The following is a 22621-nucleotide window of genomic DNA, read 5'->3' as shown; positions in this document are numbered from 1 at the left end:
AAATGCTGAAGAAAGTTCTATTGGCTTCGACTGCGCTGGCCTTTGCCTTTGCAACCGTTCCGGTCATGGCGCAGACGACGCTGCGGCTGGTCAGCAAGGATCTGCTGAGCACCAACCCCGATGACATGAAGGAAATCGAGTCGATCGAGGCGGCGCTGAAGGCGCAGGGCCATGACATCGATATCCAGACCATCGACCTGCCGGGCGGCACCTCGGCCTATGTCGACTCGCTGGGCGTCATGCTGCTGTCGGGCGATATTCCCGACATCATCTATTTCCAGGGCGGCGACCAGAAGATGGCCGAGCAGGGGATTCTGGAAGACCTCAACCCGTGGATCGAAAAGTCGGCGAACATGAAGGCCGCGCTCTGGCCGCACAACGTCGACCGCCTCGCCAACTACCCCTACCTGGTCTACGTCTATCCGCCGCGCGCGCCGCAGCCGGTGATCCGCCAGGATTGGCTGGATAAGCTTGGCATGGCCGCCCCGACCACGGTGGACGAATATGAAGCGCTGTTCCAGGCCATCCACGATGGCGACCTGGATGGCGACGGCACGACGGGCAATACGCTGGGGCTGACCGGCTTCGGCAATACCGGCGAACTCGACTCCATCTTCAACCAGGCCTTCGGCGTGACCGGCACCTGGATGAAGAATGCGGACGGCAAGTGGGTCAATTCGCGCGTGACCGACGCGGAAAAGGCCAAGCTCGAATATTATGCGCGGCTGGCCGAGAAGGGCCTCTATGACAAGGAATATGTCACCAACACGTTCGACGTGAAGGAAGACAAATTCTACACCGGCAAGGCCGGCGTGATCTTCGGCTCGTCGCCTGAAGTCATCGACATCTATGCCGGCAAGATGCGCCAGGCCCATCCGGGCGAGGACATCACCCTGGCGCTGCTGCCCATTCCATCAGGCCCCGGCGGGCAGGGACTGGCTGCGGTCGACGTGGCCAAGGAATCGCGCGGCTGGGCGATTTCGGCGCTCTCCGAGCACAAGGACGAGGCCTTTGCGGTGCTCGATTTCATGACCTCCAAGGAAGGCCAGGACATCGACCGCCTGGGCTTTGAGGGCGTGCAATACACCAAGGACGCCAGCGGCGCGGTTACCTTCACCGACCAGATTTCGACCTGGTATGCCCGCTTCTTCAACGCCGCCAACTGGACCCCGCCAACCCCGCTGCTGAGCCCGACGGCCCAGAGCGCGCTCGACACGATCAAGGCCAACTTCAAGCCTGACAATGCCTTCGTCTGGCCGGCCGAATTTGCCGCCGATGTCGATGCGACCGAGCAGGTCTATCGCAGCTGGGTGGCCAAGTTCATCACCGGCGAAGCTGGCTTCGACCAGTGGGATGCCTTTGTCAGCGAATACAACGCTGCCGGCGGCGCTCGCATGGCCGAGCATGCGGCGACAGTGCTGAAGTAGGCACAACCTTCTCCCTCCCCCTTGTGGGGAGGGCCGGGGTGGGGGTGCTGTGAACACCATGCAAGTGGATAGCGCTGAACCCCCACCCTCATTCTCTCCCCACAACGGGGAGGGAGGCGCTGAGCTGCGGGCTCGGTGGACGACAACGGAACTGAAAGTCGGAAACGCAATGACCCAATCCCTTCAATCCCGCATCCGCGCCATGCTGCATGGTGTTGCGCTGGGCGATGCGCTGGGCGCGCCGGTGGAGAAGCTGTCTGCCGCAGAGATCCGCGCCCGCTATGGAAGGGTGACCTCGCTGATGACGCGCTGGCACAAGATGGACCTGCCGCCCGAGCAGCGGAACCATCGCGTGCGGGGCGACGGGATCGTGACCGACGACACGATGATGACGCTGGCCATGATGGACATCTATGGCGATGTGAAGCGGCATCTCGATGCCTGGGATATGGCCGATGGCATGGTGCGCCAGATTGCCTGGACGCCGCGCTGGGTGCCCGAATTGCAGCGCGAGGCGATGTTGATCGACCGGCTGTTTTATCCCGAAAAATGGATTTTCCAGCGGCACCAGCTTTCCAATTGCGACCCCCGTCAGGGCGGGATCGGCAACATGGTGAACTGCGGGGCCGCTATGTATATCGCGCCGATCGGCGCGGTGAATGCCGCTGATCCCAAGGGCGCCTATGACGAGGCCATCGCTTTCGCCTCGGGCCATCAGGAAAGCTACGGGCTGGAGGCGGCGGGCGTAATGGCGGCCGCGGTCGCGGCGGCGTTCGCCCCGAATGCCAGCGTCGAGGGGATCATCAATACGGTGATCGCCCTGGCCAAGGACGGCACCAAAGCAGCGATTGCCGACATCGCCGAGACGGCACGGAAGCTGCGCGGCAGCGGGGCCGATCATGCGGCTGTTGTCGCGGCGTTCCACACCACCATCGCGCGCTATTCGGTGATGGGCGATGACGTGAACCACCGGGCCGAAAAGGTCGGGCGGCTGACCGATGCCTACCGGCCGAGCCGGTTGCAGGCGATCGAGGAACTGCCGCTGGCGCTGGGTTTCTGCCTGCTCAATGACGGTGATTTCCGGGTGTCGATCGAGGACGGCATCAATTCGGGACGCGACACGGATTCCATCGGCGTGATGGCGGGGGCGATCCTGGGGGCGATGCATGGCGAGGGGGTGATCCTTGCCGAAGACCGGGCGCTGCTCGATAGCGCCAACCGGCTCGACCTCACCGCCTCGGCCGATGCGTTCACGAAAACCACCAGCGAAATTCTTGCCGCCGATCGCGCGGCGACGGCCAGCCGCGACGCGGCGCGGGCTGCCCTTATTCAATAAATCCGACTGAAAGTTTGCTGATGCTCTCCGAAATCCAAATCCTCGAAAAGATCTATGCCGGCTTTATCGGCAAGGCCATTGGCGTGCGGCTGGGCGCGCCGGTGGAGCCGACCATCTGGAGCTATGAGCGCATCCAGAAGACCTATGGCGAGGTGACCCAGTATCTGCGCGATTTCAAGAATTTCGCCGCCGACGACGATACCAACGGCCCCGTCTATTTCATCCGGGCGCTGCGGGATTACGGGCTCAATGCGACGGCCGAGGATGTCGGCAAGACGTGGCTCAACTATGCCGCCGAAGAGCATGGCATGTATTGGTGGGGCGGGTTTGGCGTTTCGACCGAGCACACCGCCTATCGCAACCTTAGGGCGGGCATTCCGGCCCCGCAATCGGGCTCGATTGCGCAGAATGGCACGACGGTGGCCGAGCAGATCGGCGGGCAGATTTTCATCGACAGCTGGGGCTGGGTAAACCCCGGCAATCCGCAGCGCGCGGCCGACATGTCGGCCATGGCGGCGTCTGTGGCGCATGACGGCGACGGGCTGAATGGCGCGCGGTTCTGCGCGGCGGCGATTGCCGCGGCATTCGAGGCGAAGTCGATTGACGAGATCATCGAGACGGCGATGGCGACGATCGACCCGGCCTCGACCTACGCTCGCGTCTGCCGGGCGGTGATCGACTTCCACAAGGCCAACCCCGATGACTGGCGCAAGTGCCGGGACCTGCTGACCGCCGAGTGGGGCTATGACCGCTATCCGGGCGTCTGCCACATCATTCCCAATGCGGGCGTGACGATCATGGCGATCCTTTATGGCAAGGGTGACCTGCCGCGCACGGCCGAGATCGCCACGATGGCGGGCTGGGACACCGACTGCAATGCGGGCAATGCCGCGGCGATTGTCGCGACTTTCCAGGGGCTGCATGAAGGCTGGGACAAGTATCGCAAGCCGATCAGCGATTTCCTGATTGCTTCGGGCATCGTGGGGACGATCAACATCGTCGATATCCCGAGCTTTGCGCGGGAACTGACAGTGCTGGCGCTGCAGCTGGCGGGGCGCGAAGTTCCGGACCTGTGGCAGGAGGATTTCACCCGCCGCGGACTGCGTTTCGACTTCGACCTGCCGGGCTCGACGCATGGCTTCCGCACCGAAGGCTTCAACCAGATTTCGCTGCGCCATTCCGGCGAACGGCACGTTGAGGGATCGCGCGGGTCGCTGGAAATCCAGCTCGACCGGCTGGAGCGCGGGCAGGGCGGACGGGTGTTCTGGAAGCCGTTCTATCGCCGCACCGACTTTGACGACGAGCGCTATCGTCCGATGTTCACCCCGGTGGTGGATGCGGGCCAGACGGTCTCGTTCAAGCTGTGGCTGGACCCGTGGAATGGTGACGGCAACTTGCGCGTGGCGCCCTATGTGCGCCGCGCCATGAGCGGGACGATAGAGGAAACCGGCGCGTGGGACGTGCCATCGGCCGAGGGCTGGCAGGACTATAGTTTCGTCGTGCCCGAGGGCGACGAGGCCGTGGACGAGATCGGCATCTCTATTGAGTATTTCGGGCGGCTGAAGTTTCTCGGGCGGCTGTTTCTCGCCGACTTCAAGGTCGAGGGCGCGGGGCATACGGTGATCGAGCCGGCGACGGAAACCCAGGAATGGGGCGCCATCACCCGCTTCACCTATAATCGCGGGCACTGGACCAAGCAGAACAACCGCATTCACGGCCACACGGCGGGCGACGCCGATATGTGGACCGGGCATTATTATGCGCGGGACGTCATGGTGAAGGCCGACATGCAGCGCCTGTCGGGCATTTCGCAGCTGGTGACGGCGCGCGTGCTGGGCACCGGGCGGTTCTATGCCGCCGGGTTCGAGGGCGACGAGGTGGTGATCCTCAAGGAGGAGTTCGGCACCACCGTGCTGGCCCGCGCGCCGCTCAAGGTGGAGACCGGCCGGAGCTATCAGTTTGCCTTCAGCGTGAGGGGTGACAGGCTCAGCTTTGCCGTGGATGGCAAGGAGCTGATCACGGCCACCGACAGCAGCTATGCGCATGGCATGGCGGGCATCCGGCTGGCCACGGCCGGGCGGATGAGCGTTGGACGCATCGAGATCGTCGAAACGGCCTAGGCCGAAGGGAGACCAGCATGTCGGAAATCGAACTGAAGCATGTCGGCAAGAACTATGGCCAGGTCAGCGTTCTGCGGGACATTTCGCTCGAAATGGGCGATGGCGAATTCGTCGTGCTGGTCGGACCTTCGGGCTGCGGGAAATCCACCCTGCTGCGGATGATCGCCGGGCTCGAGGATATCACCTCCGGTCAGATCACCATCGGCGGCAAGGTGGTCAACAACATGCCGGCCAAGGAACGGGACATCGCCATGGTGTTCCAGAGCTATGCGCTCTATCCGCATATGAAGGTGGCCGACAATATGAGCTTCGCGCTGCGGCTGGCGGGCGTGTCCAAGGCCGAAATCAAGCAGCGTGTGAAGGAAGCCGCCGAAATCCTGGGGCTGGAAAGCCTGCTGGATCGGCTACCCAAGGAGCTTTCGGGCGGGCAGCGCCAGCGCGTGGCGATGGGGCGGGCCATCGTGCGCAATCCGCGCGCCTTCCTGTTCGATGAGCCCCTATCAAACCTCGATGCCAAGCTGCGCGTGAAAATGCGCGGCGAGATCAAGCGGCTGCATCAGCGGCTGGGCAAGACCATGATCTATGTGACCCACGACCAGACCGAGGCCATGACCATGGCCGACAAGATCGTAGTGCTCAACGGCGGCCGCATCGAGCAGGCGGGGGCGCCGCTGGAGCTCTACAACAACCCGGCCAACCTGTTTGTCGCCGGGTTCATCGGATCGCCGGAGATCAACCTGTTCGAGGGCGATTACGCGGGTGGGACTGAGTTCGTGCTGGAGAATGGAGTGGCCCTGCCGCTGGGCAGGGCGCTCGACGTGCCGGCTGGAACGCGGATCGTTTATGGCGTTCGGCCGCAGCACATCACGCTGGGCAGCGAGGGCGTGCCGGCGAAAGTATCGATCGTCGAGCCCACGGGCGATGCGCAGGAAGTTCTGGCGCAGATTGGGGGCCGGGATATCTCGGTGGTGGTGCGCGACCATGCGCTGCTGAGCCCAGGCGAGGACGTGAAGCTGGTGATCGACCCGGAACGGTTGTTCATTTTCGACAAGACGACGGGTTTGCGGGTGCGATGAGGGGGAGCGTTACTCCCACCTAACCTCCCCCTGGGAGGGGGAGGAATCCGACCGAGAAGGAAGGCTGGATGAGTTTTACGCGCAAATCGTTTGATCCCGCTGCGACTGGACCGCTGGACGGTGTGCGCGTGCTCGATCTCAGCCGATTGATGGCGGGCAATATGCTCAGCCTGCAGCTGGCCGATTTCGGGGCGGATGTCGTCAAGATCGAACCGCCGGAAGGCGACCCGCTGCGGGATTGGCGCGATGACGGGCATTCGCTGTTCTGGAAGACCTATGGGCGCAACAAGCGGTCGGTGGCGCTAAACCTGCGGCATGGACCGGCCATGGCGGCGCTTTGGCGGCTGATCGAGACGGCCGATGTGCTGATCGAGAATTACCGGCCGGGGACGCTGGAGGCGATGGGGCTGGCGCCAGAAACGCTGCTGGCGCGCAATCCGGACCTGATCGTGGTGCGGATTTCGGGCTTCGGGCAGACCGGGCCCTATGCGCAGTTCCCCGGCTTCGGCACGATCATCGAGGCGATGAGCGGGTTCGCCGACCGCACCGGGTTTCCCGACCGCGAGCCCGTGCTGCCGCCGCTGGCGCTGGCGGATATGATCGCCGGGATCTATGGCGCGTCGGCCACCACGATGGCGCTGTATGCGCGGCAGGCGGGCACGGCGCGGGGGCAGGTGATTGACCTGAGCCTGCTCGAACCGATGTTCTCGGTGCTGGGGCCAGAGGCGGCTATTCACAAGGTGACTGGCAAGATCAAGCAGCGGGTGGGCAGCGCGTCCAATACCGCTTCGCCGCGCAATGTCTATGAGTGCGCCGACGGCAAATATCTGGCATTATCAGGGTCAACGCCTGCGGTGGCGCGGCGGATTTTCGAGATCATCGGACGGCCGGACATGTATGACGATCCGCGCTTTGCAACCAATTCGGACCGGGTGAAGAACCGGGCGCTGGTGGATGCGGCGGTGGGGGCGTGGTTCGCATCGCGCGAGAGCGCCGAAGCGCTCGATATCATGCGGAAATCCGGGGCGACGGTGGGGCCGATCTACAATATTGCCGATGCCATGGCGGACCCGCATTTCGACGAGCGCGAAATCATCGTCGACGTGGAAGACGAGACCTTCGGGTCGCTGCCGATGCACAATATCCTGCCGCGCCTTTCACAGACGCCGGGCGTGTGGCGACGCCCTGCACCGGCGCTGGGCGAGCATACCGAAGAGGTGTTGCGGGATGCCGGGCTCGACGCGGCAGCAATCGCGGCGGCGGTGGCGCCATGATCCGCTCGCTGCTCTATGTGCCGGCCTATTCGGAACGCTTCATTTCCAAGGCGCATGAGCGGGGCGCCGACGCGATCATACTCGACCTCGAGGACGCCGTGGCCCTCGAGCACAAGGAAGCGGCACGCGCCGGACTGGCGGCCAGCGTCATGGCCGTGCGCCGGGGCGGTGCCAAGGTTTTCGTGCGCATCAATGCCGGGAGCGACGCGGATGCCCTGGCGGCGTGTCACGCCGGAGCTGACGGGCTCTATGTGCCCAAGGTGCAGCGGGCGGAAACGCTGGCGGGGCTGGCAGCCCTGCTGCGGCCCGCCGAGCGCAGGATCGGGCGGCCGGAGATGAATTTCGTCGCGCTGCTGGAGGATCCCGGCGCGGTGCTGGATGCGCGGGCAATCGCGGGGGCGCCGCGGGTGATGGCGCTGAGCCTTGGTGGGGAGGACCTAGCGCTGGCGCTGGGCGCGCGGCCCACGCCGGATGTGCTGCGCATGCCCAAGCTCCTGGTGCATTATGCGGCAAAGGCGGCGGGACTGCTGTCGTTTGGACTGCTGCGCTCGGTGGCCGATTACACCGATCTGGGTGCGATGGAAGCGGCGGCGCGCGAGGCGCGCGAGCATGGTTTTGACGGCGCGACCTGCGTGCATCCGGACGTGGTGCCGCTGCTCAATGCGGCCTTTGCGCCGAGTGCCGAGGAACTGGCCTGGGCGGCGCGGGTGCTGGCGGAGGCCGAGCGGCATGCCGGGGCCTTTGCGCTGGATGGCGCGATGATCGACGAGCCGATCATCGCGCGGGCGCGCGCCATTCTGGGCGTGGTGTAGCGATTTCGCGGGAACGCAGGGCGGCATTAGCGCATTCTGGTCCCTAGCGAAAGCGCGCGAGAGGACACGCCATGGCTACGCCCAAAAACACCATCTGCATCTGGTATGAAAAGGACGCCGAGGCGGCCGCCCGATTTTATGCTGAGACCTTTCCCGACACCAAGGTGGGCAAGATCGGCAGGGCGCCAGGCGATAATCCATCGAGCAAGGAGGGGGCCGTGCTGACGGTGGATTTCACCGTGTTCGGCATTCCCTGCATGGGCCTCAATGGCGGCCCGGCGTTCCAGCAGAGCGAGGCGTTCTCCTTCCAGATCGCCACGGACGACCAGGCCGAGACGGACAAATACTGGAACGCCATTGTCGGCAATGGCGGGCAGGAAAGCATGTGCGGCTGGTGCAAGGACAAATGGGGCGTTTCCTGGCAGATCACGCCGCGTGCCCTGACCGACGCGATGGCGGCGGGCGGGGAAGAGGCCAAGCGGGCGTTCACCGCCATGATGGACATGAAAAAAATCGACATTGCCAAGATCGAGGCGGCGCGCCGCGGGTGACGCGCCCGCGGACGAGCGGGGAGGAGAACCTCATGCAAGTATCAAAAGTGATGCTGGCCGGACTGGTGCTCAGTGCGGGGCTGGTTGTTCCGGCGCTGGCCCATCATGGCTGGTCCTGGACCGACAGCGGGTTCTTTCAGATCGAAGGCTTGATCACCGATATCTATCTCGGCAACCCGCACGCTACGCTGGACGTGGATGTGGAGGGCACGATCTGGCGGGTGGAGCTTGCGCCGCCGGGGCCGACCACCGAAGCCGGGTTCGTCGAAGGCGTGGCGGCGGTGGGTGACGAGGTGATCGCCATCGGCAACCGCTCGCAGGACCATAACGAGGCCCGCATGAAGGCGGTGCGGATCATCATCGGGGACGACACCTACGACGTGTACCCGGACCGGGCGAAGGCGATTTGATCGGGCTGCTTGAGGCACTCGAGGCCTCGGGCCCGGCGCAATTTCTGCGCACGTCGTTCGTCGCCTATCCAGTGGTCAATGCCGGCCATATCCTGGCCATCGGGGCGCTGGTGACTTCCGCGGTGCTGATGGACCTGCGGGTGCTTGGCGCGTGGCGGTCGATCCCCATGCAGACCGTGGTGGGTTATCTGCGGCCGGTGGCCGTGGCGGCGCTGGTCGTGGCTGTGATCACCGGGATGCTGCTGTTTTCGGTGCGGCCGCTGGAATATCTCGACAATCCTGCCTTCCGGGTGAAGCTGGTGCTGCTTGCTATCGCCATGGCCAATGCGGTGGGCTTCACCCTGCTGCAGAAGGCGTTCGACCTGCGCAGCATTCCGCTCCGGATGCTGGCGGCGATATCGCTGCTGGCGTGGCCGGCGGCGCTGCTGGCGGGGCGGTTTATCGGATTTGTGGAATAGGGGCGCGCAGCAGGTCGCGGAAGTTACGGATCGCCTGGCTCTGATGGCGCTGGCGGTGGGTGAGGATCGAAAAGGCGCGGCTGGGAAAGGCGAAATTGGCCTCGACCACCAGATGTTGCGCACGGTGGGGCGCGGCGGCGAGTTCGGACAGGACGGTGGCGGCGAGCCCGGTTTCGATCGCGGCGATGCAGGCCTCGTTGGACGGCAGCTCGACCAGCAGGGATAGCGTATCGAGGGCCATGCCCTGCGCGGTCAGGGCCCTGTCGAAGGCGGCGCGGGTGCCTGAGCCCTGTTCACGCAGCACCCAATCGGCGGAGGCGAGATCATCGATGCCTAGGGTCCGGCCATCGGCCCAGGGGTGATCGCGCCCGACCAGCAGCATGAGCCTGTCGCCGCCGATGGGCTCGATGTCGAGATCGGGCAGGGCGACCTGTCCTTCCACCACGCCCAGATCGGTTTCCCCGCTCAGCACGGCCTGGGCGACCGAGGTGGTATTGCCCTGCTCAAGGGCGAGCTGCACCCGGGGATAGCGGGCGTGAAAGGCCATCAGCACCGGCGGCAGGAAATAGCTGGCCACGGTCTGGCTGGCCTGAATGCGCAGGGGACCGGCAACGCCGCCTTCAAGATCGGCCAGGAATTCCTCGGCCTCGCGCGTGCGGCGCAGGATGGCCTGGGCGTGAGGAACAAACCCTCGGCCCGCTTCGGTGAGCACGATGCCGCGCCCGACGCGATCGAATAGCGCCACGCCATAGCGGGCCTCCAGCGCAGAGATGGCCGCACTGACAGCGGACTGCGTCATGTTGAGCTCTCCGGCGGCACGGGTGACGTGCTGGCTGGCGGCCACGGCGAGGAAGACTTTGAGCTGGTCGAGGGTCATCGCTAATTCATCGGAAAAATCGAACGAATTCACCGAAATAATGCGTTAGACGGATTGAGCGGGCAACGGCCATAAGCGGGTCGATAGTAATTTATTCTCGGAAATACGATGTTTGCCGCACAATCTCACCCGGCCCCGCGTCTCTGGAGCAGTCCATACCTCCCTGGGCTGTCGCTCGCGGTGGTGATTGCGCTGGGGGCCGTGCTGTTCCGGCAGGTGTCGGGGCTGGCCGCGCTGAGCCCGATGCTGGTGGCGATACTGGTCGGGATCGGCATCAGGGTGGCCCTGCCGCGGATGGAAATTCCGAGTGCGGGCCTGAACTTTGCCGTGCGGCCCGTGCTGCGGGCGGGGATTGTGCTGCTGGGCCTGCAGGTGACCATGGCCGAGATCGGCAGCCTCGGCATCGGGGTGGCGCTGGTGGCGGCGCTGACGCTCGCGGCAACCTATGGCGCGGTGCGGGTCGCCGCGCGGGTGATGAATATTCCCAAGCCGCTGGCACAGCTGATTGCGGCGGGCACGGCGGTGTGCGGGGCTTCGGCTGTTGTGGCGGCCAATTCGGTGGCGCGTGGCAGCCAGGAAGACGTGGGTTATGCGGTGGCCAGCGTCACGCTGTTTGGCACGCTGGCCATGCTGGTGCTGCCGCTGCTGTTCGGGCCGCTGGGACTGAGCCAAAGCGAGTTCGGCGTCTGGGTCGGGGCCAGCGTGCATGAAGTGGCTCAGGTGACGGCGGCGGCGTTTCAGGTGGGCGAGGATGCGGGGCAGGTGGGCACGATCACCAAGCTGCTGCGCGTGATGATGCTGGCGCCGCTGGTGCTGGCCATGGCGATGGCGGCGCGCCGCCCCGGGCAGGACAGCGGTGGCGGCAAGGTTGCCTTCCCCTGGTTCGTGATCGGCTTCCTGGCGCTGGTAGTGCTCAACAGCGTGGTCGAGCTGCCCGGCTGGTTGCGCGATGGCGGCGCATTGGGCGCCACGATCTGCATGTCGACGGGGCTGGCCGCCATGGGGCTGGGCATCAATCTCAAGCAATTGCGCAAGCGCGGGCTGAAGCCGCTGGCGCTGGGAGCGTTCGGTTTCGTGTTCGTGCTGGGCTTCAGCTATGGCGCGGTGACGGTGCTGCTCTAGCCGGCAACGGCGCGCGCCACTTCCAGCAGGCGCGCCCCGGCCTCGGCGGCAAGGGGGCGGGGCATACGGTGAAGCGGTGCTGAAATGCTGAGTGCCGCCACCGGGTAGCCAGACTGGTCAAACAGAGCGACGCCGACGCACATGGCGCCATCCTCGTTCTCGCCTGACTCGGTGGCGTAGCCATTGCTGCGCACCAGCCGCAACTGCCGCTCGATTTCGGCGGCTTCGATGAGCGTGCGGCCCGTGCGCTCGCTGAGGGGGCGGTCAAGATAGCGGCGCAGTTCGGGCTCCGGCACGAAAGCCAGGATCGCCTTGCCCAGCGCCGTCGAGTGCATGGGGTGCACGTCGCCAATGCGCGCCCGCATCTGCAGCGAGCGGCGCGGTTCGACCTGATCGACATAGACGATGCTGGTATCGTCCCTGACCGCCAGATTGACCGTTTCGTTGAACTCGCCCATCAGCGCGCGCATGGCGGGGCGGGCCCGTTCGCGCAGGCGCTGCACGTGGGAATTGGCGCTGGCAATGGTGTGAAACTGCACGCCCAAGCCATAGCGGTCGTTTGTGGGATCGTGGTCGACGAAGCCCGCCTGGGTCAGCGTGCGCAGGTAGCGAAAGGCCGAGGTCTTGGGGATGCCTAGTGCTGTGCTGACAGTGGTCAGCGATACGGGATGGCTCCGCTGGGCAATGTAGGTGAGGACCGCGAGCGCCTTGCTCACCGGGCCGACGATGTAGCCATCGAGATCATCTGCCGACATGCCCGACCTTCCTGTCATTGTTTCGCCTGGCGAAACATGCCCGTGTTTACCGCCCCTGTCACCCATGTTCTCCTGCACATTGGAGGGGGACGTCGATCGACGGCCGCCACGTTGTTTTGGGGGCGCGTCTGCCCCGGATACTGACAGGACCTGACGATGTTGAAATTCGAAGAGTCGGCGCGGCTCGTCGCCGAGAACAGCAAATATGTTGCCGGTGGTGTGAACAGCAATTTCCGCATCGGCATGGGACCCGGGCCGCTGGTGTTCAAGCGCGGCGAGGGGGCTTATCTCTTCGACGTCGATGGCAACCGGCTGATCGACTATTACTGCGGCATGGGCGCCATGGTGCTGGGCCACAGCCCTGCCGGTGTGCAGCAGGCCGTGAAGGCCCAGATCGACAATGGCATCCTGTTCGCGGGCCAGGCCGAAATCGAATATGAAGCCGCCAAGCTGATCTGCGAACGTATTCCGTCGGCCGAGCGCCTGCGTTTCGGCTCGTCCGGCTCCGAAGTCGCACAGGCCGCGATGCGCCTCGCCCGCGCCGCCACCGGGCGCCGCACCATCCTCAAGTTCGAAGGCCAATACCATGGCTGGTTCGACAACATCCTGTGGTCGACCGCTCCGGCGCTGGCCGATGCCGGTCCCGCAGACCAGCCCAATCCAGTTGGCGGCACGCGCGGGCAGGACAAGGCTGAGGCCGATGGTCTTGCCGTGTTGGGCTGGAATGACCTGGCGGCCGTTGAAGCCCGGCTGGCGCGCGGCGATATCGCCGCCGTGCTGATGGAGCCGGCCATGTGCAACCAGGGCGCGATTTCGCCCAAGGCCGGATATCTTGAAGGGGTTCAGGCTGCCTGCCGCAAGCATGGCACCCTGCTCATCTTTGACGAAGTGATCACCGGCTTCCGCCTCGGTCGCGGTGGCGCGCAGCAGCGCTTTGGCGTCACGCCCGACCTGTCGATCTTTGCCAAGGCGATCGCCAACGGCTTTCCGGTTGCGGCGATTGCCGGCCGCGCCGACCTCATCGACATGTTCGCCACCGGCGGCGTGCTGCATGGTGGCACCTTCAACTCGCAGCCGGTCGCCATGGCAGCGATGGTCGCGACACAGAAGGCGCTGACGGCCGAGCACTACGAGCGCAGCTCGGTCTATGGCGTTCGTCTGCGTGATGGCGTGCGCGAGGCCCTTGCCGATGCGGGCATCCGCGCGCAGGTGACCGGGTACGAACTGATGTTCCATGTCGGTTTTGGCATGGACAAGCCGGCCGTCGACTATCGCGACCTCGCCGTATCGGACAAGGCAGGCTATGCGCGCTTTGCGCAGGCCCTGCTGCGGCATGGCGTGCGCGTGCTGGAGCGCGGCGCGTGGTTTGTTTCGTCAGAGCACAATGATGCAGTGGTCGATGCGACGCTGGTGGCAGTACGGGCCGCCGCCAAGGAAGTGGCACCGACCCTTTCGGCGTAACAAACAAAAGGGCCGGCAGAGCGATCTGCCGGCCCTTGTTACTTCAACCTGGCTCGATCAACCGATGCGGGTTGCCGACTGGCGGGTCGCCGGCACGTAGGCGACGCAGTCGAGTTCGAATTTCAGCATGGTGCCGAGAACCCCGACGATGGTGCTGCGGGTCGGCGTCGGCTGGCCGAAATACTCGGGGTAGATCTTGTTGTAGAGCGCCAGGTCGTCCTGGTTGGCGACATAGGATTTGACGCTGACCACGTGGTCGAGGCTCAGCCCGCCGGCTTCGAGAATGGCCCGGAGATTGTCGATCGAGCGGCGCATTTCCTCTTCAAACGTGCCGTTGATGATGGCGCCGCTGGCCGGGTCCACCGAGGCCTGGCCCGACACATACATGAAGTCGCCGGCGATGATGCCGGGGCTGAAGGGCAGGTTGGAGCGGGCGCCGCTATCGACGATCTTCATCATGCAATTGCTTTCGGTGGTCAGGGAACGAAACGGGCAGGGAAATTGTGGATCTCGGCCTGGGCGCGCCGGTCTTCGAGCTTTTCGTAGATCAGCGGCAGGATGGTGCTCATCCACTCATTGCTGTCCACGACAAAGCCGGGGCGCACGGTGTCGAGGCCAAACGGATAGACCCGCACCGGCTTGGACAGGCATTCCGGGATCAGGCGGTGCCAGCTGTGGTGCATGTAGCCGCAGACGAGGTCGGGCTGGAACTCAATGACGGCGGCTTCCAGCGCCGAGGTGTCCTCGACGTGGTCTTCCTGATTGACCGTGATAATCCGCAGGTCCTGCAGTTCGCGGCTGTTGGAGCAGGATTGCTGGAAGGCCTCGAGGCGCGCGGCGCGTTCGCTCGAGTCATAGACTGTGTCGAGATAGAGCACGCGATTATGCACCCCGCCGTAACGGGCGAAAAGCGCATCGAAGGATGGGCGGTAGTCGATGCGGTAGCTGTGTACGGCGGGCAGGTTCAGCACGGCGTCGATGACGCTCACCTGGCTCGATGTTTCGGCGATCGAGTCGAGCGAGGTCTGCCCGGTGACGCCGGTGAGGATCACCAGGTCGAGGCGGTCCCACAGCACGACGGGCATGCTCTTGTGGGTGAAGCTGCCCATGATGAATTCATGGCCATCGGATACCACGCCCTTTTCGAGCGCGATCACCAGGCGGGTATAGAACTCGTTGTTGAAGATGCCGCCGCCGACAATGTCGCGATTGTAGAAGAAGCCGATGCGGTGATGGGCCTCGGCCCAGGGGGCCTTGACCAGGAACGAGCCCTTGCCAACCTGACGGCGAATGACGCCCTCGGCTTCCAAGTCCTTCAGAGTCTTGATCACCGTGATCAAAGAGAATTCGCAGAACTTCGTGATCTCGTTCTGAGACTCGATCTTGTCGCCGACCTTCAGGCCATTGGTTTTCCAACGACGGAACAAAATGTCCCGAAGTTGTAGATGGCGTGGTGTCAGCTCTGTATTCACGGTCAGTCGCCCCATGACATCTGATTGGCCAGGATGCCGCCGTCCACAAACAGCATCTGCCCGGTGATATAGCGCGCCTCGGGTGATGCAAGAAAGACCGCCGCACCGGCAATATCGTCAGGAACTGCAATTCTTCCCATTGGGATCTGCCGTTCGAGGCGGTTGCGCACCATCGGCGCGTTGAGGCCGGCGTTGGTCAGGGGTGTTTCCACGATGCCGGGGCCGATGCCGTTGACGCGAATGCCGCGCCCGGCGAGGGTGACGGCAAGCGATCGCACCAGCATCAGGACGGCGCCCTTGGACGCGTCATAGATCACGCTGTCCTTTTCGGCGGCCTCGGAATTGGTCGAGCCGACGCAGATGATGCTGGGGTGGGACTGGTCGGCGGAAAGGTGCCGGACGAAGGCCTGCGCCGCAAACAGGTAACCCTTCACATTGAGGGCAAAAGTGCTGTCGAACATCTGTTCGGTCAAATCGTCAAAGGCACTGTCGCGGAAGGTGCCGGCATTGTTGACCAGCGTATCGATGCGGCCAAAGCACTGGTGGGCCTGGTCGATGAAACTAGCAGCACCGGCCGCGCTCGACAGGTCGGCGCGCACGAAACGGACCTCGGTCAGCGCGGAGAGCTTTTCGATGGCTTCGGCCGCGGCGTCATCGACATGGGAATTGATCACCAGCCGGGCCCCGCCGCGCGCAAACGCTTCGGCGATTGCCAGGCCAATCCCCTGGGTCGAACCAGAAACGCACACAACTCGCCGATCCATATTTACACCCTTGTCGACTTCAATTAGATCGTTAACATAATAACATGCTAATAAGGGTTGTCGGATGCAAGTCAAGCAAAAGTGGTCCAACGCGTCGCTGGTTACGCCAGCCGGGGTGGTCGCGCGCGACTTGCTGGTCGAGGGCGACCGCATTGTCGATGTCGTGCAGCCCGGAACGGAAGTCAGCGCCGACTGGCAGGTGCATGACAGCGCAGGGAAATTGCTGTTCCCGGGGCTGATCGACCTGCTGCAGCATGGCTTTGACGTGCATCTCTACAATGATGCCGAGCCCGGTGGGGTTGCGGCCAGCTCGCAAAGCCAGTTGTCACGCGGGGTGACGGGTTTCCTGCCGTCGATCAGCTGCCTGCCGCCCGCAGAAATGGAAGGCACTCTCTCGCGCCTCGCTGATGAGGTTGAAGGCGCCAGGGGTTCCCGCGCGCTTGGCATTCACAGCGAGGGCCCGTGCTTCAACTCCCCCGGCGCGCACAATCCGCAGAATCTGCAGCGGCCGAGTGACGAATTGGCCAGGCGGATGCTCGATGCCGCCAAGGGCAGGCTCAAGGCGATTACCATTGCCCCGGAATTGCCGGGGGCGCAGCGTTTCATCAGGATAATGAAGGCGGCGGGCGTATCGGTGCATCTGGGGCACAGCCAGGCCCAGCCGGACGATGTGGCGCGCTACGTGTCCTGGGGCATCGATGCGGTGACGCATATGTATAACGTGATGCGTACGCCCGAGCCGGACGGCAGCGGCGTGCATCCGTTCTCGCTGCCCGATGCGCTGCTGGCCGAGCCCGGTCTGGCGCTGGGTGTGATTGCGGACGGCATTCACGTGCATCCCAAATTGCTGAAATTGTTGGCACAGCTGCCGCAGGACCGGGTTTTCCTCGAAACCGACGCGATGAAGTATGCGGGTGGCCAGGATACCGAATTCGAATTCTATCCCGGCTATTGGGTGCGCAGTGCGCGCGGGCTGGCGGTGCGCGACCGCAATGGCGGCTTGTGCGGGTCGTCGCTGACCCCGGACGAAGCCATGCGCAACTATATCAGCATGGCCGGGGTCGACCTGGTCCGTGCGGCCCATGCCACCAGCCTGGTCCCGGCGCGCGTCATGGGGATGGAGGCTGATCTGGGCAGTCTCGAAGTGGGCAAGCTGGCCGATTTCGTGGTTCTGGACCCAGGTGAGCTGAGTGTCCTCGAGACGGTCATTGGCGGCAAATCGCTCTATCGGAGGTCGAGCCATGAGCAGTGAGACGCAGGCGCCGATGCGCTATCAGGAGGACGGGAACGTTCATCTCGACTTCCATGGCGCGGTGAACACGACGATCGATTTCATCGTCGCGCGCTACGGCATCGACGTGCTGCACGAGATTTTCAACAAGGTCGGCAAGTACGTCTATCGTGACCTGCGCCAGCACCTGCTCGACAATGACCCCAATGAAATGGTGCGGCACTGGCGGCACTTTTTCGACCGGGAGGATGCCGATTACGACATCGCGGTTGGCGAAGACGAGATCGTGCTGACGGTGCGGCGCTGCACGGCCTACCACCATGTCCGCAAGATCGCGCCGAGCGTGTCGCCGTATTTCTGCGATCAGACCATCAAGACCAACGAGGCGATTGCCGACGGCACCCCGTTCGCCATCACTACTGAAATCACCGGACCGGGCGCCTGCCGCCAGGTCATCAGGAGGCGCTCGTGATCCCCAGCGACCACTTCACGCGGTTCTATAACGAGGTCTTCAAATATCTGGATACACGGGGGCAGGAGGATCTCGAGCTCTATTGGCTCGAGATCAGCAAGAACCAGGAACGGCATATCCTTGAGCTGATCGAGACCAAGGGTTTCCAGGGGATGTATGAGTACTGGTCCGTCATCAAGGACGAGGAAAACTGCGAACTCGACCTGCAAGTGGATGACGAGCATCTCGAACTGCACATGCACAAATGTCCGAGCCTGACCAAGGCGATGGACAACGACGCCATGCCCATGAAGCGCTATTGCGACCATTGCGCTGGCTGGATCGGGCCGATCATGGACAAGACGGGCTATCACCTCGTCTACGACGTCATCAGCCGCACCGAGCCGCGTTGCGTGATGCGCATCTTCAAGGATCCGGCCAAGGCACGCGAAGCCGAGAAAAGCGTCGAATTGCTGATGGACTGGCCCGGCAAGCAGAAAGCCTGACATGAAAATCGTCCGTTCTGGCTTGCTGCGACAGGCAGTTCCGGGGACACGCCGGGCGTGCCTCACCTTTCCCAGTGTCGTTGCGCTGAGCAATGGCGATCTGTTGGCAACCGGCCGTGCCGGCAGCCGCAAGGACGGCGATGATGACCGGCTGGAGCTTTCGCGTTCACGCGATGGCGGAGATAGTTGGCGCGACCAGCCCGGCTTTGCTGAGCCGCCGCTGGTTGGCGGGCAGTGGGGCACGCTCAAGATCTGCTATCTCACCGAGATGGCACCGGGGCAAATCCTCGCGGCGGCCATGTGGATCGACCGGTCCAGCTATCCCGGCCAGCCGCTGTTCAATGCCGAGACCGAGGGCTGCCTGCCCATGGCCATCATGCTGGCCAATTCCAGCGATGGCGGGGCCAGCTGGTCGGCATGGCGGCAGGTCGAAATGCCCGCCGAACTGGGCCCGCCGAGCCTTACCGCGCCAATCCTGCGACTGGGCGATGGCCGGCTGGCCATGAGCATCGAGACCAACAAGGACTATGGCGACACCTCTCCCTGGGAGCAGCGGGCGGTATTCCTTTATTCGTCCGATCTCGGGCTTACCTGGTCGGAGCCGGTGACGGTGGCGCAGGATGTGAGTGGCCGCATCTTCAACTGGGACCTGCGCAGCGGCGTTGCGCCGGATGGAACGCTGGCCAGTTTCGCCTGGACCTATGACCGGCAGGAGAGTGTTTATCGCAACATCCATCGCCGGATCAGCACGGATCATGGACTGAACTGGACCGCGGCCGAGGATATCGGCTTTGCCGATCAGGCGGCGATCCCGGCCATCCTGCCCGATGGCAGGGTGGTGCTGGCATGGGTTGACCGGTTCGGCTCCAGCGCGATCCGGGCACGGCTTGCCGATAGCGTGGGTTCGGCATTCGACCCCGCCAGCGAAGTCGTGGTCTATGACCACGGCAGTAGTGAAACCGCCGGGGCCGATACGGGCGAAGCGCTGGCCGAAATGGACGTATGGAGCTTCGGCCTGCCGTCAGCGGTGGCCTTGCCCGATGGTGATGTGCTGGTGGTCTATTATGCCGGGACGGCCGAGCACATGGACCTGCACTGGTCGCGCCTGCGCCCCTAGGCGTCCCGCAATACAGCCTCCATCGCGACGCAAAGCAGGATCATCAGGGCCCGGTGCGGCTCATGGATGTCGGCGGTGGCATCGAGCATTGCCAGAACCAGGGCGGCATCGGCCGAGTTGCGCGCGGCAATATCGGGCCGGAGCGCCAGCAGCGCTTCGAAGCTGGCTTGCGTGCTGCCCGTCCCCAGATCGCTGGCGGCCTTGAGCAGGTCGCGCCGCCGCTGCTCGACGGCTGCGCCGCCGTTGCGGGGCAGGCTGGCGGAAATCCGCGCCAACAGTTCGGGCAGGCGGTAACCGGCCAGCTTTTCTTCGCGCCGCCAATTGCGCGAGAACCGCGCCTCAATGCCCAGGATCTTGGATATGGCCAGCAGCACGACCTTGCTGCGGGGCTCGCCAACCCTGCTGGCCTCATCGGCGGCCTGTTCGCGGTAAACCAGCAGCAGGTTGCCCAGGCTCTCGCGGTCCTGGAACTTGCCCAGCGCCGATGCGGCGGCAAGGCGGCAATCGACCTCCTTGTCGCGGGTGAGCGACACCCGGATCTGGCGCAGGTAGTTCTGGTCGCGGATATCGCCGAGGCTGCGCATGGCGCGGGCGCGCAGCAGGGGATTGGGATCGTCGAGGAAGCGCGCGATCCTGGGTCCGCTATGGTGGGCGCGGATCTGGCCCAGGGAGTCGAGGGCGGCATATTGCAGCTCGATCAGGCCGTCATATTCGAGCATGCCTTCGAGAGCTTTCACCACGGCCTGGTTATAGGGCAGGCGGCCCAGGGCGCGGATGGCCTCGTGCCGGACATCAAAGCTCGGGTCCGAGAGCGATGCAATGAGTTCTTCCTTGGCCAGCGTGCTGCCAATGCCGCCGAAGCCATAGGCCAGGTCGCGGCGGCGTTCCTCGGAGGTCAGGCTGCCAAAACGGTTGATGCCCCAGAGCGCCCGCAGCGGATTGCCCGAATAGAACTGGCCGAGGAAATCGCGGACCCCGGTGGCGCCATCTTCCTTGAGGGTGGCGAAAGCGATGGCCGAGGTGACGATCAGCAGGGCGCAGATGATGAAGAAGACTTCGTAGCCGCCCAGAGTTGCCGTGCCGATGACCAGGCCATTGGCTTCGAGCTGCTGCAGCAGGATGCCGGCGAGGAAGGTCAGACCGCCGCCGAAAATGCCGTCGCTGCTATAGGCGAGGGCCATGTAGCTTTCGCGACGCTCGGGCGGAACATAGTTGAGCATGTAGATATTGCCCGCGGCCATGCTGCCCTGGAGCAACACGCCGAGCAGGAAGAAGGTGCCGCCCACGGCAAATTCTACCCCGGGCATGTCCCGGTGGGCGAGGGGGAGCGCCAGCAGTAGCAGCACCTGCAGGGTTTGCAGGGTGACGCGGATGGCGCGGGTGCCGTAGCGGTCGACGAACCACCCCGTTGCCATGCTACCCGCAGCGCCGCCCACAGGGATCAGCGCCGACATCAGCACCAGCTGGCCGCTCGAAATGCCGAGGCGCTCGCGGAAGAACAGCAGGAGGAAGATGTTGAGCGCCGAGAACACCAGATACTGGGTGCCCGAGGAGTAGAGGAAGGCGCGGAAATTGCCGTCTCGGATCGGGTCGGCAAGGGCGCGGATGGAATCGAGCCCGCGACGGGCATCCGGGCGCGGCCGTCCGCCACCCAGCCCGTACAGGCTCAGCGCCCCTAGGATCCCGATGACGATGCCGACGAGGAACACGGGGAAGAACCGCTCAATACCTTCCTGCCCATCCAGCCAGAGCTGGATCAGGAATGACACGATCAGCGCGACGGGCAGATAGGCCAGGGCCAGCCGCCCGGTGATCTGTCCGCGGATCAGCTTTGGCATGAACTCCTGCGACCACGGCACTGCAGCCGCTTCGGACAGCGTGCGGCAGAGGCCATAGGCGGCCATGGCGCCGAACAGCAAAGCGAAGACGGTATCGGGCGAATGGGCGAAGACCGGGGCGATCAGGAACAGCAGGACGAACAGATAGCGCGCGATCAGGGCCGATGCTGCCACGTTGCGGGCGCCGAACCGCATGATCACCGGCAGAAACGCCACGCCCAGCACCTGGAAAAAGGGCAGGATGCCGCCAATCAGGCCGATGCGGTCCTTGTCGACGCCCAGCTCGGCGGCAAACAGCACCAGGGGCGCCCCGACGGTACACATGACCGCCGTGGCAGTCAGGACGGAGTAACCGTAGAGAAACGGAATGCGCTTGAGCTTGTCATAGTCGCTCAATTCGCCGCGCTGTACCGCAGATTCGACAAGGCTGGTCATATTGTATCCGGACGTTGCTGACCCGCAGGGGGACGGCGTGAAGTCAAAGTGTAAAGCGGAAGCCTTTGATAATGTGCTGACAATTCTCGACCTGCCACAGGGCGGCGAGGAATACTCCGCCGCCAAGCGGAAGCAGGGACGGCTGGCCGAACTTTAGGCTGCCGAATTGCTGGGCGATGTCGGCGCTATTGCTGGCCATGGTGTTGTTGGAGAACAGATCGAGTGTTTCCTGCACTTCGATGCCGCCGCCGGTGAGCCCGATCCGGCGCACCACCAGGCCGACCGGCTGCTCGCGATGGGCGTGAATGATCAGCAGCGTCTGCGCATTGAGCGCGAGCAGATTTGAGGCCTGTCCGCGAATGCCGGTATCGATGGCCGGCCCGAATGAATGCCCGCCATCCTGCGACAGCACGAGGTGGTTGTTGAGGTTGACGCCCGCCTGATTGTCATAGGCCCAGAACATTACAGCCACCTTGTTGGGGGCGTATTCGCAGAGGCGGCTCTCCCAGGCCGAGACATTGCCATTTGGGGCGGCGAAGAACTCGGAGAGCTTGAACCAGCTGTGGCCATTGTCATCGCTGGCAATGATCCAGCCGGCATGGCCATCGGTACCGAGGTGAAAGGGAGGCGCGGCGCCGATGATGCGGCCGGAAGTCAGCTGGATGCAGGGGCCGGACAGTTCCAGCCCCCGGCCCTCCACTTCGAATCGCGCCGGGCTGGTCCAGGTGTGTCCGCCATCGGTGGAGCGGGCGTGTTTGTTGTGGAGGGGCAGGACAGCGAGCGTTTCGGGATCAACGATCGGGGTCAGCGCATCGGGGCGGACGAAGACGTATCCGGTGGCGAGCAGCGAGCCGTCGGCCAGCAGCAGGGGCTTGAAGCTCTCCGATTCCAGAGGGGCGTTGGTGGCGTCATGCATTGGGACGGGCGCCGACCAGGTCTGGCCATCATCGCTGCTGCGGCAGACATGGGCGCGCGTGTCGGCCGCGTCAAAGGCCTGCCCGATGGAGAACATCGCCACCAGCTCGCCATCGTTCAGGCGAACCACGCCGGGAAACATGGCCTGCTGGCTGACCAGCAGCGGGGCGGGATTGGCGTAGATGGTGACGGCATCAAGCAGGTGCATCGGTT

At 64.2% G+C, this 22621-nt stretch carries 22 protein-coding genes; 15 read left to right on the top strand and 7 right to left on the bottom strand.

All coding sequences use genetic code 11. From position 1 onward, the window contains the following. Positions 1 to 2: 2 nt before the first annotated feature. The 9 genes from ACZ5WT_RS01060 to ACZ5WT_RS01020 all read left to right on the top strand — a co-directional run bounded on the left by ACZ5WT_RS01060 (position 3) and on the right by ACZ5WT_RS01020 (position 9464). Positions 3 to 1427, top strand: coding sequence for an extracellular solute-binding protein (locus ACZ5WT_RS01060; RefSeq protein WP_464285537.1), 1425 nt, complete (start codon positions 3 to 5; stop codon positions 1425 to 1427). A gap of 169 nt (positions 1428 to 1596) precedes the next feature. Beyond that, the gene (locus ACZ5WT_RS01055) at positions 1597 to 2763 is read left to right on the top strand and encodes an ADP-ribosylglycohydrolase family protein (protein ID WP_464285536.1); all 1167 of its coding nucleotides are present in this window, start codon (positions 1597 to 1599) and stop codon (positions 2761 to 2763) included. A gap of 20 nt (positions 2764 to 2783) precedes the next feature. Next, the gene (locus ACZ5WT_RS01050) at positions 2784 to 4883 is read left to right on the top strand and encodes an ADP-ribosylglycohydrolase family protein (RefSeq protein ID WP_464285535.1); all 2100 of its coding nucleotides are present in this window, start codon (positions 2784 to 2786) and stop codon (positions 4881 to 4883) included. A gap of 17 nt (positions 4884 to 4900) precedes the next feature. Next, a complete protein-coding gene (locus tag ACZ5WT_RS01045) occupies positions 4901 to 5959 on the top strand; it encodes an ABC transporter ATP-binding protein (RefSeq protein WP_464285534.1) in 1059 nt (352 codons plus the stop codon). A 68-nt stretch (positions 5960 to 6027) separates the two neighbouring features. Beyond that, positions 6028 to 7233 carry a CaiB/BaiF CoA transferase family protein gene (locus ACZ5WT_RS01040; protein WP_464285533.1) on the top strand — a complete coding sequence of 402 codons (1206 nt, stop codon included), beginning with the start codon at positions 6028 to 6030 and terminating at the stop codon, positions 7231 to 7233. Further along, positions 7230 to 8045 carry an HpcH/HpaI aldolase/citrate lyase family protein gene (locus ACZ5WT_RS01035; RefSeq protein WP_464285532.1) on the top strand — a complete coding sequence of 272 codons (816 nt, stop codon included), beginning with the start codon at positions 7230 to 7232 and terminating at the stop codon, positions 8043 to 8045. The genes ACZ5WT_RS01040 and ACZ5WT_RS01035 overlap by 4 nt, the downstream gene beginning before the upstream one ends. A 71-nt stretch (positions 8046 to 8116) precedes the next feature. Further along, a complete protein-coding gene (locus tag ACZ5WT_RS01030) occupies positions 8117 to 8596 on the top strand; it encodes a VOC family protein (protein ID WP_464285531.1) in 480 nt (159 codons plus the stop codon). A 32-nt stretch (positions 8597 to 8628) separates the two neighbouring features. Continuing rightward, a complete protein-coding gene (locus ACZ5WT_RS01025; protein ID WP_464285530.1) occupies positions 8629 to 9006 on the top strand; it encodes a DUF6152 family protein in 378 nt (125 codons plus the stop codon). Continuing rightward, positions 9003 to 9464 carry a hypothetical protein gene (locus ACZ5WT_RS01020; protein WP_464285529.1) on the top strand — a complete coding sequence of 154 codons (462 nt, stop codon included), beginning with the start codon at positions 9003 to 9005 and terminating at the stop codon, positions 9462 to 9464. Before ACZ5WT_RS01025 ends, ACZ5WT_RS01020 begins: the two co-directional genes overlap by 4 nt. On the opposite strand, the gene ACZ5WT_RS01015 is transcribed toward ACZ5WT_RS01020, so the two are convergent. After that, positions 9445 to 10341 (bottom strand): LysR family transcriptional regulator, encoded by an 897-nt coding sequence (locus ACZ5WT_RS01015; RefSeq protein ID WP_464285528.1) that lies wholly within the window; start codon positions 10339 to 10341, stop codon positions 9445 to 9447. The two genes, ACZ5WT_RS01020 and ACZ5WT_RS01015, sit on opposite strands and share 20 nt — an antisense overlap. Positions 10342 to 10449: 108 nt before the next feature. Here ACZ5WT_RS01015 and ACZ5WT_RS01010 point away from each other — a divergent pair, with 108 nt between their 5' ends. Beyond that, positions 10450 to 11463, top strand: coding sequence for a YeiH family protein (locus ACZ5WT_RS01010; protein WP_464285527.1), 1014 nt, complete (start codon positions 10450 to 10452; stop codon positions 11461 to 11463). Here ACZ5WT_RS01010 and ACZ5WT_RS01005 read toward each other — a convergent pair. Then, complete coding sequence (locus tag ACZ5WT_RS01005; protein WP_464285526.1) at positions 11460 to 12218, bottom strand: IclR family transcriptional regulator; 759 nt, start codon at positions 12216 to 12218, stop codon at positions 11460 to 11462. The two genes, ACZ5WT_RS01010 and ACZ5WT_RS01005, sit on opposite strands and share 4 nt — an antisense overlap. Before the next feature lie 156 nt (positions 12219 to 12374). On the opposite strand from ACZ5WT_RS01005, the gene ACZ5WT_RS01000 reads away from it, so the two are divergent. Next, complete coding sequence (locus tag ACZ5WT_RS01000; protein WP_464285525.1) at positions 12375 to 13679, top strand: aspartate aminotransferase family protein; 1305 nt, start codon at positions 12375 to 12377, stop codon at positions 13677 to 13679. Positions 13680 to 13736: 57 nt separating this feature from the next. Here the strand turns inward: ACZ5WT_RS01000 and ACZ5WT_RS00995 are convergent, their stop codons facing one another. The 3 genes from ACZ5WT_RS00995 to ACZ5WT_RS00985 are packed head-to-tail and all read right to left on the bottom strand — an operon-like array spanning position 13737 to position 15915. Further along, positions 13737 to 14138 carry a RidA family protein gene (locus ACZ5WT_RS00995; RefSeq protein ID WP_464285524.1) on the bottom strand — a complete coding sequence of 134 codons (402 nt, stop codon included), beginning with the start codon at positions 14136 to 14138 and terminating at the stop codon, positions 13737 to 13739. 17 nt (positions 14139 to 14155) lie between these two features. After that, positions 14156 to 15106 carry a hypothetical protein gene (locus ACZ5WT_RS00990; protein WP_464285523.1) on the bottom strand — a complete coding sequence of 317 codons (951 nt, stop codon included), beginning with the start codon at positions 15104 to 15106 and terminating at the stop codon, positions 14156 to 14158. A 47-nt stretch (positions 15107 to 15153) separates the two neighbouring features. Continuing rightward, positions 15154 to 15915: an SDR family NAD(P)-dependent oxidoreductase gene (locus tag ACZ5WT_RS00985; RefSeq protein ID WP_464285522.1), complete on the bottom strand. Its 762-nt coding sequence runs from the start codon at positions 15913 to 15915 to the stop codon at positions 15154 to 15156. A gap of 64 nt (positions 15916 to 15979) precedes the next feature. On the opposite strand from ACZ5WT_RS00985, the gene ACZ5WT_RS00980 reads away from it, so the two are divergent. From ACZ5WT_RS00980 to ACZ5WT_RS00965, 4 genes are read left to right on the top strand one after another with little or no spacing between them, the layout of a single operon-like run. Further along, a complete protein-coding gene (locus ACZ5WT_RS00980; protein ID WP_464285521.1) occupies positions 15980 to 17167 on the top strand; it encodes an N-acetylglucosamine-6-phosphate deacetylase in 1188 nt (395 codons plus the stop codon). Next, a complete protein-coding gene (locus tag ACZ5WT_RS00975; RefSeq protein WP_464285520.1) occupies positions 17157 to 17618 on the top strand; it encodes a hypothetical protein in 462 nt (153 codons plus the stop codon). The genes ACZ5WT_RS00980 and ACZ5WT_RS00975 overlap by 11 nt, the downstream gene beginning before the upstream one ends. Continuing rightward, on the top strand, positions 17615 to 18103 hold the full coding sequence (locus tag ACZ5WT_RS00970) for a hypothetical protein (protein WP_464285519.1): 489 nt from the start codon (positions 17615 to 17617) through the stop codon (positions 18101 to 18103). Before ACZ5WT_RS00975 ends, ACZ5WT_RS00970 begins: the two co-directional genes overlap by 4 nt. Position 18104: 1 nt before the next feature. Next, complete coding sequence (locus ACZ5WT_RS00965; protein WP_464285518.1) at positions 18105 to 19220, top strand: sialidase family protein; 1116 nt, start codon at positions 18105 to 18107, stop codon at positions 19218 to 19220. Here ACZ5WT_RS00965 and ACZ5WT_RS00960 read toward each other — a convergent pair. Together ACZ5WT_RS00960 and ACZ5WT_RS00955 are read right to left on the bottom strand one after the other, a co-directional pair. Further along, positions 19217 to 21493, bottom strand: a complete 2277-nt coding sequence (locus ACZ5WT_RS00960; RefSeq protein ID WP_464285517.1) for an MFS transporter — start codon at positions 21491 to 21493, stop codon at positions 19217 to 19219. The two genes, ACZ5WT_RS00965 and ACZ5WT_RS00960, sit on opposite strands and share 4 nt — an antisense overlap. A 43-nt stretch (positions 21494 to 21536) precedes the next feature. After that, positions 21537 to 22616 carry a sialidase family protein gene (locus ACZ5WT_RS00955; protein WP_464285516.1) on the bottom strand — a complete coding sequence of 360 codons (1080 nt, stop codon included), beginning with the start codon at positions 22614 to 22616 and terminating at the stop codon, positions 21537 to 21539. Positions 22617 to 22621: the final 5 nt, after the last annotated feature.

It is taken from the genome of Devosia sp. T2-14 (genome assembly GCF_055397495.1).
The sequence above is the reverse complement of the archived record's forward strand: the minus strand, read 5'-3'. Positions and strand labels throughout refer to the sequence as shown.